Source organism: Pantoea sp. C2G6 (assembly GCF_051336815.1).
GTDB lineage: Bacteria > Pseudomonadota > Gammaproteobacteria > Enterobacterales > Enterobacteriaceae > Pantoea.
The window spans coordinates 618507-636479 of sequence record NZ_JBGMNJ010000001.1 but is presented as its reverse complement, the minus strand read 5'-3'; the positions used below and the strand labels follow the sequence as shown (position 1 = coordinate 636479).

Below are 17973 nucleotides of genomic sequence, written 5' to 3'. Positions count from 1 at the left end.
GCCGGAATTACCCCCTTTTCCCGCGTTTGATTTGTCATTGTCCCGCGTAAAATCAACCCAATCGTCGATAACACGCGATTTTCTGCCTCAGACAACGACCGATAAGGGCCCAACAGGTGGCAAAAACTTTTCTGCGCAGCGGTAATCTGGATGCGGTTCTGGCATTAGGTGAAAATGGCCAGCCGGTCTACGCCTCAGCGCTGCAAATTCGTGAAACCCTGCGCCTGCGCCGTCAGAGCGCACTGGCAGATTGCCTGGCGATCCCCCAGGCCAACGAACGGGGCGATCGCCTCGACTGGTATGCACCGTTCAGCGGGCGGGTGAAATCCTGGCTCGGTGCCAGCGATCATGAGCGCCGTGCGGCGCTGCAACTGCTGACCGCCTGTCAGCAGGATATGCAGGATCTCAGTACGCGCGCGCGCGCGGCGGAGAACCCGGCGATGCGGCTGTTTGGCGCGCTGCTGAGCAAAACCCTGCAATTTCCCGATCAGCAATATGTCTATCTGGTGGATGGCAAACCGGTTATCACCTTCTGGGGCTTTGTCGATGCCCAGGCGCGCAGCCGCGATGACGCACTGGCCTGCCTGCGTGATAGCCTGGAAGAGAGCCTGCCAACCGTGCTGGTTGAACCACTGCCGGAGCCGCCTGCCGCGCCGCTTCTCATCGCTGAACCCGAACCTGAAGCGGAACCGGAAGCCGCCGTCGAGCCGCCCCCTGCGGTGGCCGCAGTGGTCGACCCGCTGCCGGTCACGCCTGCGCCAGCCCGGCGCCGTTTCCGCGTCTGGTATCTGTTGCCACCGGTGGCGATTGCCGCGGCGGTAGTGGTCGCGCTGCTGCTGCATCGTCCGCAGCCGGCGGTGACGCCGGTGGTGAAAGCCACGCCGGTAGCGCAGCCCACTGCCACTGCCGCGGTCACACCCGCCACACCGGTTACGCCGGTTACGCCGGTTACACCGGTTGCGCCTGCTGTGACTATCGCGCCGCCTGCGGTGATGGCCTCCGCGGAGCAACTCTCCACCTCGCTGCCGCAAAAACCGGCCAGCGAGGCTCCCGCCGAAGCCACACCTGCGGCTCCATCTGCTACCCTTGCCAGTGTCGTCACCCCCGCCGTGCCGGCCGGACCTGACGATCTGATTGTGACACCCGATGCGGTGCGCGATGGTCAGGTACAGGTGATTGATGGCCGCTGGCGCGTCACCATTAACCAGATGAAGACGCCAACCGGCAAACCGCCGGTGATGCAGTTCCAGTTCAAAAATGGCAAAGGCAGCGTGCAGATCGCCCAGGGTAACACCAGCTGCAAAGCCGATGTCAGCGCCGCCATGACCAGTGCCGGAAATCTGGTGATCGAGAGCCGCTATACCGCGAAGTGCCAGAATAAATCGCGCTACCGCATGCCGCTGCTGGTCTGCCATGCGAATATTGGCGCGGCGGTGTGTGAGGCGCAGTATGGTGAGGAGCGGGTCTTCCCGATGACGATTAAGCGTGAGAGTAAATAACGATGCTGGCTCCCCTGATCGATGACAAACAAAAAATTTCGCTGATTGAAAACAGCGGCGTGCAGTTCCTGGATTTCGGCCTGCAACTCTCCGCCACCGCGGCGCGTCGCCAGTTTGTGCGCCAGACCGCCAACGGCCCGCTGCTGCGCCTCAATGTCGATGGCAACAGCGGTAAATTTCTGCTCTACCCGGAAGATGGCGGCGCGCCAGAGGTGGTCCGCCCGGAGTCCGACATTGCGCTGGCCGATTCGCTGACCCTGCTGTCAGCCTGCTGGCTGCCCCTGCCGATGCTGCGCTGCGCCAGCGGCCGTCGCTTTATCGGCGGCCCGGAAAACTGGGCGCGGATGCGGCTGGTCGCCCTGCCCGCACCCGATGCGGCCGGGAATACCCATCGCGTCAGCCTGGCTTTTGATACCCGCTGCGTAGCGGAACAGGATGGCGGCGAACAGCTGGGCCTCACCGCGGCGGACGCACAGAACGGCGTCACCTTTGCCCTCGCCTGGCACAACTATGAGCTGGGTGACTTTCTTGACCTCACCTGGGTGGATGGCTGGCTGCGCGAAGCCTTTACCGATCGGGTTGCCGATCGCCGCGAACAGGCGATTAATCAGGCGCTGCGGGAGTTCGAGTACCAGGCGCACTACCTCAATCTGCTGGAGCTGCTGGGCGAGCAGCTTGATCTCAGCGAGATCCACATTCAGGCCGCCACCTTGCAGACCCCGGCGGTCAACGTCGATATTATTCTCGACGTCGGCAACTCCCACACCTGCGGCATTCTGGTGGAAGATCACCCGGAAGAGAGCAATGGCCTGAAGCAGACTTACGAGTTGCAGCTGCGCGATCTGTCGCAGCCGCATCAGGTCTATAACGAGCTGTTTGACAGCCGTCTTGAATTTGCCGAAGCGCGTTTTGGTAAGGCGAACTTTTCGCTGGAGAGCGGGCGCGAGCAGGCCTTTATGTGGCCCTCCCTGACCCGCGTCGGCCGTGAAGCGAGCCGACTGGCCCTGCAACGGGTCGGCCTGGAAGGCAGCACCGGCCTCTCCAGCCCGCGTCGTTACCTGTGGGATGAGGCGCGCTATCAGCCAGGCTGGCGTTTCAACACCGCGGGCGGTCAGGCTGAACCGCTGGCCTATGCCGCCCCCTTTACCACGCTGCTCAACGATGAGGGCCAGCCGCTTTCCACGCTGGCCCCGGACGATCGCCTGCCGGTCTTTTCCCCGCACTACAGCCGCAGTTCGCTGATGACCTTTATGCTGTGTGAACTGCTGGCTCAGGCGCTGATGCAGATGAACAGCGCAGCGCAGCGTCAGCGGATGCCGCAGAGCCACGCGCCGCGTCAGCTGCGCCATGTGATCCTGACCTTGCCTTCGGCGATGCCAAAGCCGGAGCGTGAAATTTTCCGTCGCCGGATGCAGGAAGCGCTGGCGCTGGTCTGGAAAGCGGAAGGCTGGCTGGCTGATCAGCAGGATCTGCCGTCGTTGGCCCCACGCCAGAGCACCCGACCGCTGCCGGATGTGCAGATGGAGTGGGATGAGGCGACCTGTGGCCAGATGGTCTGGCTGTTTAATGAAACACAGGTCAACTTCGCCGGTCGCGCCGAAGATTTCTTCAGCAGCATGGCCCGGCCGGATCGCCCGCGCGACGCCGACGAACTGCCGGGTAAGAGCCTGCGTATCGCCTCGATCGATATTGGTGGCGGCACCACCGATCTGGCGATCACCCAGTACCGTCTGGATGATGGTCAGGGCAATAACGTCAAAATTACCCCGCGCCTGCTGTTCCGCGAAGGCTTTAAAGTGGCGGGCGACGACATCCTGCTGGATGTGATCCAGCTGTGGATTTTACCGGCGCTGCAACAGCATCTGCAAAAAGCGGGTCTGACGCTGGCGGAACCGCTGATGAACAAGCTGTTCGGGCATGACAGCCGCATGGATGGTCAGGCGACGCTGCGCCAGCAGGTCACTTTACAGCTGTTTATCCCGCTGGCGCAGGCGGTGCTGGAGCGCTACGAAAACTGGGACCCGCTGGAGAGCCACGCCGAAATCAACGCGCTATTTGGCGAACTGGTCGATCAGCCGCCAGGGGAAGCGGTGCTGGCGTTTGTTAATGGCGAAATTCAGCGTGAGCTGGGCGGAAACAGCCGCTTCGACCTGCTCCAGGTGCCGCTGGTGGTGAGCCTCTCTCAGCTGCATGGCGAATTTATGCAGCACCGGATGGCGATTATCCCGGCGCTGCGCTCCATGTGTGAAGTGGTGTCGCTCTATCAGTGTGACGTGCTGCTCCTCACCGGACGTCCGTCACGTTTTCCGGGCATTCAGGCGCTGGTGCGCCATCTGCAACCGCTGCCGGGCAGCCGCATTCTGTCGCTGGAAGGCTATCACACCAGCGACTGGTATCCGTTTAACAAGCATGGCCGCATCGATAACCCGAAATCGACGGCGGCGGTCGGCGCGATGCTCTGCCTGCTGGCGCTGGATCTGCGTCTCAGCAGCTTCTGGTTCCGCGCCGGAGACTTTGAACCTTACTCCACCATCCGCTATCTTGGCATGCTCGACGAAAATCAGGCGCTGACGGACGAAAACCTCTGCTACAGCGAAATTGATCTCGACGATCCCGGCTTTGCGCTGGATAAAAAGAGCAGTTTCCGCATCCGCGGCAACGTCTGCCTCGGCTTCCGCCAGCTCGATAACGAGCGCTGGCCCGCCTCGCCGCTCTATAGCCTGACGCTGAACGACGCCACCCTGGCGCGTAAAGTGGCCGGTGAGAGCGTACTGCGTATCCGGCTGGCGGTGAAAGCCGGTCCCGACGCGCCCGGCCCGGAAAGCCTGGTGCTGAGCGATGCGCGACTGGATGATGGCACCCGCGTGCCGCTGGAGCAGTTAAGTCTGAAGCTGAATACCCTGTCGGCCACCGGCAATGCCAATGCGCAATACTGGATTGACAGCGGGAGCGTATGTAAACGATGAAAGCCGTAAAGCCCCGTCAGCCGCAAACGCTGGCAAAACGTCTCAGCCTGTTGCAGGACGCCCTGAATAACAGCCTGAGCTGGATTGAAACCACCCGTGAGCAGTCGCCACGGCTGGCGCTGGAAGCGGAGACCCTGACATTGCAACTGCGCCAGGCGCGGGTGCAGACCCAGGCGCTGGCGCAGCAGGTCGCCCGTCCGGTGACGCTGGCGCTGTTTGGTCAGTCGCAGGCGGGTAAAGCCTGGCTGCTGAATGAGATGGTCGCCGACGCCCAGGGTCAGCTGGTGACCCGCATGGGCGAAAAGTCACTGAACTGGTTTCAGCACATTAATCCCGACAATCTCGACTTTGCCACCGCCACCCGCTTCAGCCATCAGCGTGAGCCGCTGTCGGGCGAATGGCCGGTTGAACTGACGCTGTTAAGCGAAGCGGAACTTATCCGGCTGATGGTCGCCTGCGCCGGACCCGCCACGCCCGATGTCGCCCAGCTCGACAGCGCCATTCAGCGCCTGCAACGCCATCGCCTCGCCACCCCGCTCGCCGGTCTGGAGAGCGATGCGCTGGTGACGCTCTGGTCCTGGTGCCGTCGCCGTCCCCATTACGACACGCGGCTGGACCGCCACTTCTGGCCGCAGACGGTGGCGCTGGCCCCGTGGCTGAGCGTTGACGATCGGGTGCAGCTCTTTTCGCTGCTCTGGCCCGCCGAACCGGCGCTGAGTGAGATGCTGCGCACTCTGCTGCATCTGCGCCATCAGCTGCGTAACAGCAGCCGGGTGCTGGCCCCGTTAACCCTGCTGACCGATGCCTCCCTGCTGCCCGCCGAACAGCTGATTGTGCCGGCCAGCGAACAGGATCAGGGTCTGGCGGTGGAAGTCTGTCCGCTGAACGGCAATCGCATCAATAAACCGCAGAGCGTGCCGCTGGGACTGCTCAGCTTACTGACGCTGGAAGTGCTGGTGCCGCTCAGCTCCACGCCGCGCACCGCGCTGTATGACGAAGCGGATATGCTGGAACTGCCCGCGCCGGGTCAGCCGAATGATGCGGCGACTCAGGAGGAGCGCGCGCGACTGCAACAGCAGGACCCGCTGCGGGCGCGGCTGCTGGAGCAGAAGCGCGCCCTGCTGCCGGGCTGGTATGCCGCGCGTCAGGCGATCGACCTGCTGCTGGTCTGCACCGCCGCCAGCCAGCGCCAGGACGCTGACCTTGCCAGCGAAACGCTGCGCGAATGGCAGCGGCAGCAGCCAGCCCAGGAGGCGGCTGAGAAACCGCGCCTGATCTGGGCGATCACCCCTTATGACGCCCGCCATCAGCAGATCAATGTGGATGAAGCGGTGCAGCGTCAGATGGGGCAGCCGGGTCAGCACTGGGGATCGATGCTGGCGCTGGATCGTGCGGGTGTGGATCGCATGGTGAGCTGGCTACAGGATGAGATGCAGCCAGAGGCGCGCCGCGACCTGCTGCTGGCGCAGCTGGCACAGATTCAGCATACCGTGGTGGAGCGGCGCTTACTGCCGTGGACCGAAGCGGGTGCCAGCCCGGAACAGGCCGCACGTAAACAGAATATCGCCGACACGCTGCTGAAATGTCTCCAGCATCGCACCGGCCTGCATGGTGAGCTGCTGGAACGGCTGCAACCGCCGCGTGAGGCGTTGCGTCAGCTATGGCTCAATCAGTCAGCGCTGTCGGGCAGCTCAACCCCAAACCTTCAGGCACCGGAGAACCAGTTCGGTATCGGGTTTGAATTTGATCTGTTTAGCGAGAGCGTGCATGAGGTGCCGGTTCAGCCGCGCCAGAGTCCGCAGGGGGCGCAGCAGTTTCCGCGTCAGGTGCTGCTGTTGTGGCTCGACCATCTGCGCCAGCTGCCAGAAAACCGCAGCCTGCTGGCCTTACTGAATATCGATAAGGCGACCATGGAGTGGCTGGTTGAGGAGCTGATTACCGCCAGCTTCCGCGCCGATATGACGCAGAAGCTGCAACAGGCGCTGCATGAGCCCGATAGCCAGAGCGTGACCCATGAATCGCGCGCCGATCGTCAGGTGACGCGGGCGATGACGGTGCTGGGAGATTTTGTCGCCTGGCTCGGCTTTTTGCAGCGGCCGGAAGCGGAACGTCCCGCCAGCCGGGTTAACCGGGGTCAGGCGATTTTCTCGCGGCCCCCGGCACCCAGCGTCAGCTTCAGCGCCGGTCAGCGTCTGACTAAGCTCTCTGCGGCACCGGCTAACCATACCGCCTACTACATCTACGACTGGCTGGTCGGGTTAAATCAGGTGATCATTGAGAATAATGGCTACACCGGCGGCGGCGATCTGCCGCTGGCGGCACGCGAAGCGCTGATTGCCCTGCTGAAACCGCTGCGCGCTTAATCCCTGATCAGGCGCAGCTCGCCCGCCAGCGACTGCGCCGCCTCTTCCAGCAGCGCCAGCACCGGCGCTAAATCCGCCTGATGAGCCGCGTAATGCTGCAACCGCAGCGTGGCGGGCAGCGCCATCCCGCCGGTCAGCCAGTCCCACAGCGCATCCAGATTATGACCAAAGTCCGGCGGGCAGTCGCTCTGTGCCGCAAACTGCTGATAAAAGGCGGCGCGGGTGGTCAGCTGCCGCAGATCAAAGCTCAGATTCAGCATCTCAGGGCACCTGTCTGAAGCTGCGGTAGTGATCGGTGGAGAGAAACACCAGCCCGTCAGAGGAGTAGACCAGGCGATCGGCGTCGCGCCGTCCGCAACGATAGTTCACATCCGCCTCATACCACTGGCGGCCCGCACGCACTGGCAGACGCTTTTCACGATTGGCAAAACGATCGCCGCCGATGGCTTTACCGGGCAGCACCTCGCACAGGTTGCCTTTCGCCGGGTTCCAGCCACGCCTGCGCGCATCGCTTTTGGTCAGGTAGTAGTCAGGCAGTTGCTGATGTTGCAGCACCCAGCGCGCCACGGTGTGGGCGTCGGTCAGCGCGGCGATATCCGCCTGAGCCGGGGCTGAAACCGAATTAATATAGGGTTTAAGGCCGTAGAAGCAGGCCGCGAGGACCAGGAAAAGTCCAATCCAGAGTTTTTTTGACATGATGGCATCCGTGACGACAGGATGCAGATGATACCAGTTTTGCGCGCTGAGAAAAGCGCGGGCCAGACGTGCTGGCCCTGGCGAGGTTATGCAGCGTGCGAATCCCCGCTGTGTCGACGCCATGCACCGGGTGCCACGCCATACTGACGCTTAAAGCTGCGATTAAACGATTGCTGAGAATCGAAGCCCAGTGAGATCGCCACATTGAGGATCGGTTCGTCGGTGCTGGTCAGGCGATCGGCCGACTTTTTCAGCTTCTTAACCCGGATATACTCACCCAGCGGATAGCCGGTGTGCTCTTTGAACATGCGTTGCAGGTGCCATTTGGAGTAACCGGCGCGCTCGGAAACCGTATCCAGGTCCAGGCGTGCTTCAATGTTGTTATCAATCCAGTCGATTAAATCGTGAATAAAGGCGTCACTCATCATTCCAGTCTCTCCGTCGCCGTGGTGAATAGTATTAGTATCAGTTGCAGTTACACTTAAGGGTGGCTGACTATGTCATTTAATGCAAGTTTAATTAGTACATTAAATGCCGCACTGTTTGCAGGGTCTTTGCTGATTTGCTCAGAGTTGCAGCACTGCGCCCCAAACCGCACATAAAGTGTATCTGTTATTCTTGCAGTTGCCAGCGACGCCAGCCTACACTTCCCGCGATTAATTGCAATATTGAAAGTTGCAAATATTGGCCTGCTGGTCGTCTTTTATCTATCGCGGAATAACAACAATGACTACGAACCGGGTTCGTCAGGGTTTTGCCCTGTTGGGGATGGCGCTGATTATCAGCCTGCTGAGCGGCTGCGATAAGGGGGTGGCGCAGAACGCCCCGCCCCCGCCGCCGGAAGTGAGTGTGGCGCAGGTGCTGATCAAGCCAGTCAGCCAGTGGGACAATTTCAATGGCCGGGTGGAAGCGGTGCAGAGCGTCCAGCTGCGTCCGCGCGTCTCGGGCTACATTGAATCGGTTAACTATCGTGAAGGCGATGAGGTTAAAAAGGGCCAGGTGCTGTTTACCATTGATGACCGCAGCTATCGTGCCGCGCTGGAGCAGGCTAAAGCGGAACTGGCCAGGGCGCGCAGCCAGGCGACGCTGGCCCGCAGTGAGTCGGGTCGCGGCGAGAAGCTGATTGGCACCCAGGCGATCTCCCGTGAAGTCTGGGAGCAGCGCCGCTCCGCCGCCAGCCAGGCGCAGGCGGATGTGCTGGCCGCCGAGGCCGCTGTCCAGATGGCGCAGCTCAACCTCGACTTCACCCGCGTCACCGCACCGATTGATGGTCGCGCCAGCCGGGCGATGATCACCGCCGGTAATCTGGTGACCGCAGGCGACAGCGCCAGCGTGCTGACTACCCTGGTGTCGCAGCAGAATATGTATGTCTATTTCGATGTCGATGAGAACACTTTTCTGCACTATCAGGCGATGGCGCGTGAAGGCCAGCAGCGTCATGCGCTGCCGGTAGAGATCGCGCTGGTCGGCGAACAGGGCTTCCCGCATCAGGGTAAAGTCGACTTCCTCGATAACCAGCTCACCGCCAGCACCGGCACCATTCGCATGCGCGCCCTGCTCGATAATCAACAGCGCCAGTTCACCCCCGGCCTCTTCGCCCGCGTGCGTCTGCCCGGCAGCGCCCGCTCTGACGCCATGCTGATTGATGACAAAGCGGTGCTGACCGATCAGGACCGTAAATATGTCTACGTGGTGGATGCGGAAGGCAAAGCGCAGCGGCGCGACATCCAGCCCGGCGCGATGGTGGAGGGTCTGCGCATCGTTAAATCGGGACTGCAAGCGGGTGACAGAGTGATCGTCGCCGGTCTGCAAAAGGTATTTATGCCCGGCATGCCGGTCACTGCTCAGCAGGTCGCCATGCGTGCGGCAGCCGCTCACTAATCCGAGGCCGCTATGGACTTTTCCCGCTTTTTTATCGACCGGCCTATTTTTGCCGCGGTGCTGTCGATCCTGATTTTTGTCACCGGAGTGATCGCGATTCCGCTGCTGCCGATCAGTGAGTATCCCGACGTCGTCCCGCCCAGCGTGCAGGTGCGCGCCGAATATCCGGGTGCCAACCCGAAAGTGATCGCCGACTCGGTGGCGACGCCGCTTGAAGAGGCGATCAACGGCGTCGAAAACATGATGTATATGAAGTCGGTTGCCGGTTCTGACGGCGTGCTGGTGACCACTGTCACCTTCCGTCCCGGCACCGATCCCGACCAGGCGCAGGTGCAGGTGCAGAACCGCGTGGCGCAGGCGGAGGCGCGTCTGCCGGAAGATGTGCGTCGGCTGGGGGTAACAACCCAGAAGATGTCGCCGACCCTGACGCTGGTCGTGCATATGTTCTCGCCCAACAATACCTATGACTCGCTCTACCTGCGTAACTACGCCACCCTTAAGGTGAAGGATGAGCTGGCCCGTCTGCCGGGTGTCGGTCAGATCCAGATTTTCGGCGCGGGTGAATATGCGATGCGCGTCTGGCTCGATCCCAACAAAGTGGCGGCGCGCGGTTTAACCGCTTCGGATGTCGTCACCGCGATGCAGGAGCAGAACGTGCAGGTCTCCGCCGGTCAGCTCGGGGCTGAGCCGCTGAAGAAGCAGAGTGATTTTCTGCTGTCGATCAACACCCAGGGGAGACTGGAGAGCGAGCAGCAGTTTGGCGATATTATCCTGAAAACCTCAGAGGATGGTTCGCTGGTGCGGCTGCGCGATGTGGCGCGGATTGAGATGGGATCGGGCAGCTATGCGCTGCGCTCCCAGCTGAACAACAAAGATGCGGTCGGTATCGGCATCTTCCAGGCCCCCGGCGCGAATGCCATCGACCTCTCCAACGCGGTGCGCGCCAAAATGGATGAGCTGGCGACCCGCTTCCCCAACGATGTGAAATGGGCGGCGCCTTACGATCCTACCGTGTTTGTCCGCGACTCGATCAAGGCGGTGGTGCAGACCCTGCTGGAAGCGGTGATCCTGGTGGTGCTGGTCGTTATCCTGTTCCTTCAGACCTGGCGCGCTTCCATCATTCCGCTGCTGGCGGTGCCGGTGTCGGTGGTCGGTACCTTCAGCGTGCTCTATCTGCTCGGCTTCTCGCTCAACACCCTGAGCCTGTTCGGGCTGGTGCTGGCGATAGGTATCGTGGTGGATGACGCCATCGTGGTGGTGGAGAACGTCGAACGTAACATTGAGATGGGGCTGTCGCCGCGCGCCGCTGCGCACCAGGCGATGCGTGAAGTCTCCGGGCCGATCATCGCCATCGCGCTGGTGCTGTGCGCGGTGTTCGTGCCGATGGCGTTTTTGTCGGGCGTCACCGGACAGTTTTATAAGCAGTTCGCCACCACCATCGCCATCTCCACGGTGATCTCAGCCATCAACTCCCTGACGCTCTCACCGGCGCTGGCGGCGATGCTGCTGAAAGATCACCACGCGCCGAAAGATCGCCTGACGCGGATTATTGACGCGCTGTTTGGCTGGCTGTTCCGGCCGTTCAACCGCTTCTTCCAGCGCAGCGCGCATGGCTATGAGTCACTGGTCGGCCGTACCCTGCGTCGCCGTGGCGCGGTGTTCGCGGTCTATCTGCTGCTGCTGGGCGGCGCCGGATGGATGTTCCACACCGTGCCGGGCGGTTTTATCCCGACCCAGGATAAGCTCTACCTGATTGGCGGCGTGAAGATGCCGGAAGGCTCGTCGCTGGCGCGTACCGATGAAGTGATTCGCAAGATGAGCGAAATCGGTATGCAGACCGACGGCGTCGCCTATGCGGTGGCCTTCCCCGGTCTGAATGCGTTGCAGTTTACCAACACCCCGAACAGCGGGACGGTGTTCTTCGGCCTGAAGCCGTTTAATGAGCGTAAACATACCGCTGCGGAGATCAACGCCGAGATCAATGCCAAAATCGCGCAGATTCAGCAGGGCTTTGGCTTCTCGATTATGCCGCCGCCGATTCTGGGGCTGGGTCAGGGTTCAGGCTATTCGCTCTATGTGCAGGATCGCGCCGGTCTGGGCTATGGCGCGTTGCAGACCGCGATTAATACCCTGTCGGGCAGCATTATGCAGACGCCAGGCATGCACTTCCCGATCTCCTCTTATCAGGCCAATGTGCCGCAGCTGGATGTGCAGGTGGATCGTGATAAGGCGAAAGCCCAGGGCGTGTCGCTGACCGCGCTGTTCAGCACCCTGCAAACCTATCTCGGCTCGTCCTACGTCAATGACTTTAACCGCTTTGGTCGCACCTGGCGGGTGATGGCGCAGGCCGATGGAGAGTTCCGCGACAGCGTTGAAGATATTGCCAGCCTGCGTACCCGCAACGATCGCGGAGAGATGGTGCCGATTGGCAGCATGGTGAATATCACCACCACCTACGGTCCCGACCCGGTGATCCGCTATAACGGCTATCCGGCGGCGGATTTGATTGGTGATGCCGATCCGCGCGTGCTCTCCTCGGCGCAGGCGATGAGTCAGCTGGAGGCGATGTCCGGTCAGCTGCTGCCTAACGGCATGAACATCGAGTGGACCGATCTGAGTTATCAGCAGTCAACTCAGGGCAACACCGCGCTGATTGTCTTCCCGATGGCGGTGCTGCTGGCGTTCCTGGTGCTGGCGGCGCTGTACGAGAGCTGGACGCTGCCGCTGGCGGTGATCCTGATTGTACCGATGACCCTGCTTTCGGCGCTGTTCGGCGTCTGGCTGACCGGCGGCGATAACAACGTCTTTGTGCAGGTCGGACTGGTGGTGCTGATGGGGCTGGCCTGTAAGAACGCCATTCTCATCGTCGAGTTTGCGCGGGAGCTGGAGATTCAGGGTAAAGGGATTGTGGAAGCGGCGCTGGAAGCCTGTCGCCTGCGTCTGCGCCCTATCGTGATGACCTCCATCGCCTTTATCGCCGGCACCATACCCTTGATTCTGGGTGAAGGCGCCGGGGCGGAAGTGCGCGGCGTAACCGGTATCACAGTCTTCTCCGGTATGCTCGGGGTGACGCTGTTCGGCCTGTTCCTGACGCCGGTGTTCTATGTCGCCCTGCGCAAGCTGGTGACACGCCGGTCGAAGAGTGCAGAATCCGTGACAGTGTAACCCGCAGATGACAACAGGGGCGATCGTAAGATCGCCCCTTTTTTTGCTGTGATGGGTTTGCTCAGCCCTATGATCAGGTGCGAATCTCAACCTGAGCTTTTCGTCCGAGCTGCGCCAGCGCCAGTTCAACCTTTTCAACTTTCGATGAATGTTCAACATCCAGTAACCGATCCACCTGGGGGCCGTTTACGCCTAACTGACGTGCAAGATCGGCTTTGCGCGTGCCGGTTTCAATCATCGCGTTATAGAGAGCCGCTTTCATTGCCACCAGCACTGGTACAGAAACAACGTATTCCCCCTCCTGCGGTTTACTGGCCACCGGAATCGGACGACGGCTATCCATTTCAAGAGAAATCGCGGTTACCAGACCATCTTCAGCTTCAGCCAGCGCTTCATCAACGGTATCACCCACTGAATGCAGTAATGGCAGGTCCCGACATGACACCTCGTAGGTGTCGGTTTTAGTGTCATGAGTTAATTTGACGGCATAATTAAACATAGGGTTACCTCATTGATCAGGCTTACAAGCCCAGATCTTTTAAAATTTTTCTTCGCGTCCCTTCAGGCATCTCTTTTGCTCCATGATCCGGGAAAATGGATTGCCTGTCGCCCAGAAAGACCTTGAAATGGCTGCTGCCACTGCGATGCCTGGTTAAGATAGCGCCTTGCTGAATCAGCCAGCGTCTGAATTCACTGTACTTCATCGCGTTCCCTCGCTGTTAATGAGTAAAAGCATAACATTTTTGTTTATCAAAACAACATTTTTGTTGCATCGCTAACAAATGTCTGCCGTTACACCTGCCGAACCATTTCAGTTAACGATGATTGCGATTCAATCAAGGTGAATCGCGATTAAGCGCGGCTTGAGGATGGGACACCCCCTCATGACAGCCATAAAAAAAGCCGCTGTCAGCGGCTTTTTTTGCAGAGGTCATCAATCTCTTCGGGATCGGGTTCCGGCACGGCGGTGCAGTTGCTGGTATCGCGTTTCTTCAGCTCATTCAGCGCGTCTGCCACGGTGCGTTTCGCCAGCACATCCAGCGACGCCTGCTCGGCTTCATCGGCAATCGACTTGAAGTACCAGCAGAGGTTGGCGCTGACCAGACAGCGCGGTGCCACATCGGGACGGGCGGCCCAGATTTTTTTGTCTTCAATCACGGAGACGTAAATATCCCGCAGGGTGATCTCCGCCGCCGGACGGCCCAGATGAATCGAACCGGTACGGCCCAGCGTTGAGACGATAATGCCGTCACGGGTCAGCGGGACCATTAATTTTCGTATGAAACTGGGATTCGCTTCCAGCCCGTAGGCCAGAATCGCGCTGGTAGAGCGTTTTCCCATTTGCTCCGCCATCGCTACGCTCAGAACCATTTGCAAAGCTGTCGGGAAGCGGTAATCAAGCATTTATTTATCCTGAGTTGCGGTGCATCTTATTGTTTTATTGCCGCATAAGTGAACAATCAATGAGCAATAAATATAACAAACACTGTTGCTTTTTTGAAGCAAGGCCGCGGAGACAAGGCACGTATTCACCAAAGTCTGCGGCGCGATAGCACAGGGTGCTTACCCTGCTAACGGCCCTGCCCGGCTGCGGCCTGGCAGCGGCGGGCGTTACGCCGACGCCGCCGGGGTGGCCGGCAGGCGCTGCTTCAGCGCTATCACCAGCACCACGTTAAAGATTGCCAGGGCGCAAAGCAACCACAGCGTGGCCGGGGCCCCCATCTTTTCAAACAGATACCCACCGATAAGCGGGGTCAGCGCCTGGCCGATCAACGCCGGACGCGCCATTTTCCCCACCACAATCGCGTAGGACTCTGGTTTGACCATCGCCAGCGGTAAAGTTCCGCGTACGATGGCACGTAAGCCATTTCCTGCGCCATACAGCACCATACTCAGCAGCGCCATCTGCGGCATCAGTGCCAGCAGCAGCAAGCCCAGCGCCACCAGGCCGACCGAGAAAAAGGTGGTGCGAATCGGGTGGCTGCGTTTAAAAGCGATGTCGACCACACGAGCGCCCACCTGACAGGGGCCGAGCACCGCGCTGATCGCCAGCGCCGACGTCAGCGTGTGTCCGCTCGCCTGCAACAGGGCAATCAGCTGCACTGACATCGCGGTCATAATCACCGATGCCAGGGTGAAGATGGCACACAGCAGCCAGAAAATAGCTGGTGCAATCTCTGCGCTGGCGGGCTGCGAGGCGGGCCGCTTCACCAGCCGGGCGCCCTGACCTGCCGGTAAGGCGAACAGATAGGCTGGCAGCACGCAGATCACCAGCAGCGCCGCGATAATCAGCGACGCGCCGCGCCAGCCAAAGCCATGAATTAACAGGGCCGTCCCCGGCCAGACCAGCGTGGTGCAGAAGCCGGAAATCAGGGTGATACCGGTAATCGCCGCCCGCGCCTGTCCGCCATAGCAGGTTCCCAGCGTGGCAAACAGCGCATCATACAGCCCCATCGCCATGCCGATACCGATGATCACCCAGGCAAACAGAAACAGCGGCAGAGTATGGCTGGAGGCCATGATCACCAGGCCCAGCGCCATCACCACCCCGCCCATCGCCAGCAGCAGCCGGCCGCCGGTCCGGGCAATAATCCGTCCGGTTAAGGGAGCCAGCAGGCCCGAGACCAGAATGCCGGTAGAGAGCGCGCCATAGATCCACTGCTGCGACCAGCCCGTCTCCGCCGCGATAGGATTGGCCATCACCGCCATCAGATAGAAGGAGCCGCCCCAGGAGAGAATCTGTACCAGGCCAAGAGTGATAATGGCGGCAATGCGCGGTTTCGGGTTCGCAATCAATGGAATAGTCTCTTCGTTAGCAGGCAAACCGTTTTATAACATGTTCCGGCACCAGCCAGAATGGATGATGCCCTTTTCCCTGTCCTCGCCAGGCAGGCCGCACGGTTTATTATAACTAACAAATAGTATGTTGTAACTACAAAAGAGATTGCGCGCCGCGCGGGCTTCTGCCACATTATGGACGTTGTAACTATGGAGGCACCGAATGGCACGTTATGACCTGGTTTCCGATCTGCATCAATGTGTGAATGAGCTGGAACAGGCGCTGGGCGAATTACGCCAGCAGATTGAGGCGCAGCCGCTGCTGATCGCCCGCGTCTTCAGCCTGCCGCCCATCGTTAAAGGCCAGGAGCATGAGGCGATTACGCAGATTGCGGTCGAGCAGCATCTCGGCGAAAGCGCGCGCGCCATGGCGCTGGAGCACTACTGCCGTCTGTTTATGCAGCATCAGTCCGAAAAGCTCAGCACCAAAGCGGCGGTACGACTGCCTGGTGCCCTGTGCATCGAATGTGATGAGCAGCGTGAAGCGGAGATCGCCACCCAGGTCGATACCATTAACCAGCTGAAAGCGCGGCTTGAGCAGCTGATTACGGTGGAGTCGGGGCTGCCGAGCGAGGCGCGTTTTGAGTTCGTCCATCAGCATCTGCGCGGGCTGATTACCCTGAACGCCTACCGCACTATTACTCTGCTCAACGCCCCGGACAGCCTGCGATTTGGCTGGGCCAACAAACATATTATCAAGAATATGAAACGCGAAGAGGTGATCGCCCAGCTGGAGAAAAGCCTCAAGGCGGGACGGGCGCAGGCGCCGTGGTCACGGGAACAGTGGGCAGAGAAAGTGCAGGAGGAGCTGGCGAGCGTGCGCGCCCTGCCCGCGTCAGCCCGGCTTAAAATCAAGCGTCCGGTAAAAGTCCAGCCGATTGCGCGCGTCTGGCGTGCCGACGAGAAAAAGCAGACGCAGCTGGCCTGCCCGTCGCCGATTCTGGTGATCTGCCGCGATCGCAGTCAGGTGCCGGTGCTGGGCGAGCTGCTAAGTTATGACGCCGACAACATCACCCATCGCCACAAACCGGCCGCCGAACCGCTGAATCTGCTGATCCCGCGCCTGCACCTGTGGGTAGATTGCCCGGTTTAAAGCCAGAAAAGGCCAGCAGGGGCTGGCCTCAGACTCTTCATCCATCTTACGACTTCATACTGCCGACCATCTCTTCCGGCCGCACCCAGGCGTCAAACTCCTCTTCGGTCAGATAACCGAGTTTGAGCGCTGAGCCTTTCAGCGTCAGTCCCTCTTTGTGCGCCTTTTTCGCGATTTCCGCCGCTTTGTCATAACCGATATGGGTGTTCAGCGCCGTCACCAGCATCAGTGATTCGTTGAGCAGCTGATCGATACGCTCACGCACCGGCTCAATGCCGACGGCACAGTGATGATTAAAGCTCTCCATGCCGTCCGCCAGCAGGCGAATCGATTGCAGGAAGTTATGGATCACCATCGGACGGAAGACGTTCAGCTCAAAGTTGCCGGAGGCGCCGCCCATATTGATCGCGACATCGTTACCCATCACCTGGCAGCAGAGCATGGTCATCGCCTCGCACTGGGTCGGATTGACTTTGCCTGGCATGATCGAGCTGCCGGGTTCATTTTCCGGGATAGCGATTTCGCCGATGCCGCAACGCGGACCGGAGGAGAGCCAGCGCACATCGTTGGCGATTTTCATCAGCGAGGCGGCCAGCCCTTTCAGCGCGCCGTGCGCATGGACCAGCGCATCACAGGTCGCCAGCGCTTCGAACTTGTTTGGCGCGGTAACAAACGGCTGCTGCGTCAGCTCAGCCAGCGCTTGCGCCACCCGCACCGCATATTCCGGGTGAGTATTCAGCCCGGTGCCTACCGCCGTGCCGCCCAGCGCCAGCTCCGCCACGTGCGGAATGCTCTGCTCAATATGCTTCAGGTTATGCTCCAGCATCGCTACCCAGCCGGAGATCTCCTGGCCCAGCGTCAGCGGCGTGGCATCCTGGAGGTGGGTACGGCCAATCTTGACGATATCTTTAAAGGCCTCAGACTTCTGGCTCAGGGTGGCTTTCAGCACCTCAATCTGCGGGATCAGCTGCTCGCGCAGGGCGATCACCGCGGCGACGTGCATCGCGGTCGGGAAGACATCATTGGAACTCTGGCTCTTGTTCACATCGTCGTTGGGATGGACCAGCCGCGACATGCCACGCTCCCCGCCGAGGATTTCGCTGGCGCGGTTTGCCAGCACTTCATTCATGTTCATGTTGGTCTGCGTACCGGAACCGGTCTGCCAGATCGCCAGCGGAAACTCCCCGCTGTGGCGATCGGCCAGTACCTCATCTGCGGCGCTGATGATAGCCTCAGCGCGCTCAGCCGGCAGCAGCCCCAGATCGCGGTTGACGCTGGCAGCGGCGCGCTTGGTCAGCGCCAGCGCATGCACCAGTGCGGTCGGCATTTTTTCGGTTGAGATGCGGAAGTGTTCCAGTGAGCGCTGTGTCTGCGCGCCCCAGAGTTTGTCTGCCGGTACATCAATGGGTCCCATTGAATCTTTCTCAATGCGATTGACTGCCATGAAGAGGTCTCCTTCGCCTTGCGGTAAA

At 60.5% G+C, this 17973-nt stretch carries 14 protein-coding genes; 6 read left to right on the top strand and 8 right to left on the bottom strand.

Annotation, left to right across the window (positions count from 1 at the left end; all coding sequences use genetic code 11):
• Window positions 1-116 precede the first annotated feature (116 nt).
• The 3 genes from ACCW71_RS03045 to ACCW71_RS03035 are packed head-to-tail and all read left to right on the top strand — an operon-like array spanning window position 117 to window position 6828.
• On the top strand, window positions 117-1499 hold the full coding sequence (locus tag ACCW71_RS03045) for an SrfA family protein (RefSeq protein WP_436369548.1): 1383 nt from the start codon (window positions 117-119) through the stop codon (window positions 1497-1499).
• A 2-nt stretch (window positions 1500-1501) separates the two neighbouring features.
• Entirely contained in the window at window positions 1502-4465 is a 2964-nt protein-coding gene (locus ACCW71_RS03040; protein ID WP_436369546.1) for a virulence factor SrfB, read from the top strand.
• Window positions 4462-6828 (top strand): virulence factor SrfC family protein, encoded by a 2367-nt coding sequence (locus ACCW71_RS03035; protein ID WP_436369544.1) that lies wholly within the window; start codon window positions 4462-4464, stop codon window positions 6826-6828. The genes ACCW71_RS03040 and ACCW71_RS03035 overlap by 4 nt, the downstream gene beginning before the upstream one ends.
• Here ACCW71_RS03035 and ACCW71_RS03030 read toward each other — a convergent pair.
• From ACCW71_RS03030 to ACCW71_RS03020, 3 genes are all read right to left on the bottom strand, one after another.
• Complete coding sequence (locus tag ACCW71_RS03030) at window positions 6825-7088, bottom strand: barstar family protein (protein WP_436369543.1); 264 nt, start codon at window positions 7086-7088, stop codon at window positions 6825-6827. The genes ACCW71_RS03035 and ACCW71_RS03030 overlap by 4 nt on opposite strands.
• A gap of 1 nt (window position 7089) precedes the next feature.
• A complete protein-coding gene (locus ACCW71_RS03025) occupies window positions 7090-7524 on the bottom strand; it encodes a ribonuclease domain-containing protein (RefSeq protein WP_436369541.1) in 435 nt (144 codons plus the stop codon).
• A gap of 86 nt (window positions 7525-7610) precedes the next feature.
• Complete coding sequence (locus ACCW71_RS03020) at window positions 7611-7952, bottom strand: helix-turn-helix domain-containing protein (RefSeq protein ID WP_009090299.1); 342 nt, start codon at window positions 7950-7952, stop codon at window positions 7611-7613.
• Window positions 7953-8250: 298 nt separating this feature from the next.
• On the opposite strand from ACCW71_RS03020, the gene ACCW71_RS03015 reads away from it, so the two are divergent.
• Window positions 8251-9405: an efflux RND transporter periplasmic adaptor subunit gene (locus ACCW71_RS03015; RefSeq protein WP_436369539.1), complete on the top strand. Its 1155-nt coding sequence runs from the start codon at window positions 8251-8253 to the stop codon at window positions 9403-9405.
• A gap of 12 nt (window positions 9406-9417) precedes the next feature.
• Complete coding sequence (gene oqxB / locus ACCW71_RS03010) at window positions 9418-12570, top strand: multidrug efflux RND transporter permease subunit OqxB (RefSeq protein WP_436369537.1); 3153 nt, start codon at window positions 9418-9420, stop codon at window positions 12568-12570.
• 73 nt (window positions 12571-12643) lie between these two features.
• Here the strand turns inward: oqxB and ACCW71_RS03005 are convergent, their stop codons facing one another.
• The 4 genes from ACCW71_RS03005 to ACCW71_RS02990 all read right to left on the bottom strand — a co-directional run bounded on the left by ACCW71_RS03005 (window position 12644) and on the right by ACCW71_RS02990 (window position 15366).
• Complete coding sequence (locus tag ACCW71_RS03005) at window positions 12644-13069, bottom strand: type II toxin-antitoxin system HicB family antitoxin (protein WP_436369535.1); 426 nt, start codon at window positions 13067-13069, stop codon at window positions 12644-12646.
• A gap of 22 nt (window positions 13070-13091) precedes the next feature.
• Complete coding sequence (locus ACCW71_RS03000; protein ID WP_436369533.1) at window positions 13092-13274, bottom strand: type II toxin-antitoxin system HicA family toxin; 183 nt, start codon at window positions 13272-13274, stop codon at window positions 13092-13094.
• 205 nt (window positions 13275-13479) lie between these two features.
• Window positions 13480-13974, bottom strand: a complete 495-nt coding sequence (locus ACCW71_RS02995) for an RrF2 family transcriptional regulator (protein WP_436369532.1) — start codon at window positions 13972-13974, stop codon at window positions 13480-13482.
• A 207-nt stretch (window positions 13975-14181) separates the two neighbouring features.
• Window positions 14182-15366, bottom strand: coding sequence for an MFS transporter (locus ACCW71_RS02990; protein WP_436369531.1), 1185 nt, complete (start codon window positions 15364-15366; stop codon window positions 14182-14184).
• 205 nt (window positions 15367-15571) lie between these two features.
• Between ACCW71_RS02990 and tus the strand changes: the two genes are divergently transcribed.
• Window positions 15572-16501: a DNA replication terminus site-binding protein gene (tus, locus tag ACCW71_RS02985; RefSeq protein ID WP_436369530.1), complete on the top strand. Its 930-nt coding sequence runs from the start codon at window positions 15572-15574 to the stop codon at window positions 16499-16501.
• Window positions 16502-16547: 46 nt separating this feature from the next.
• Here the strand turns inward: tus and fumC are convergent, their stop codons facing one another.
• Window positions 16548-17945, bottom strand: coding sequence for a class II fumarate hydratase (gene fumC / locus ACCW71_RS02980; RefSeq protein ID WP_436369529.1), 1398 nt, complete (start codon window positions 17943-17945; stop codon window positions 16548-16550).
• Window positions 17946-17973: the final 28 nt, after the last annotated feature.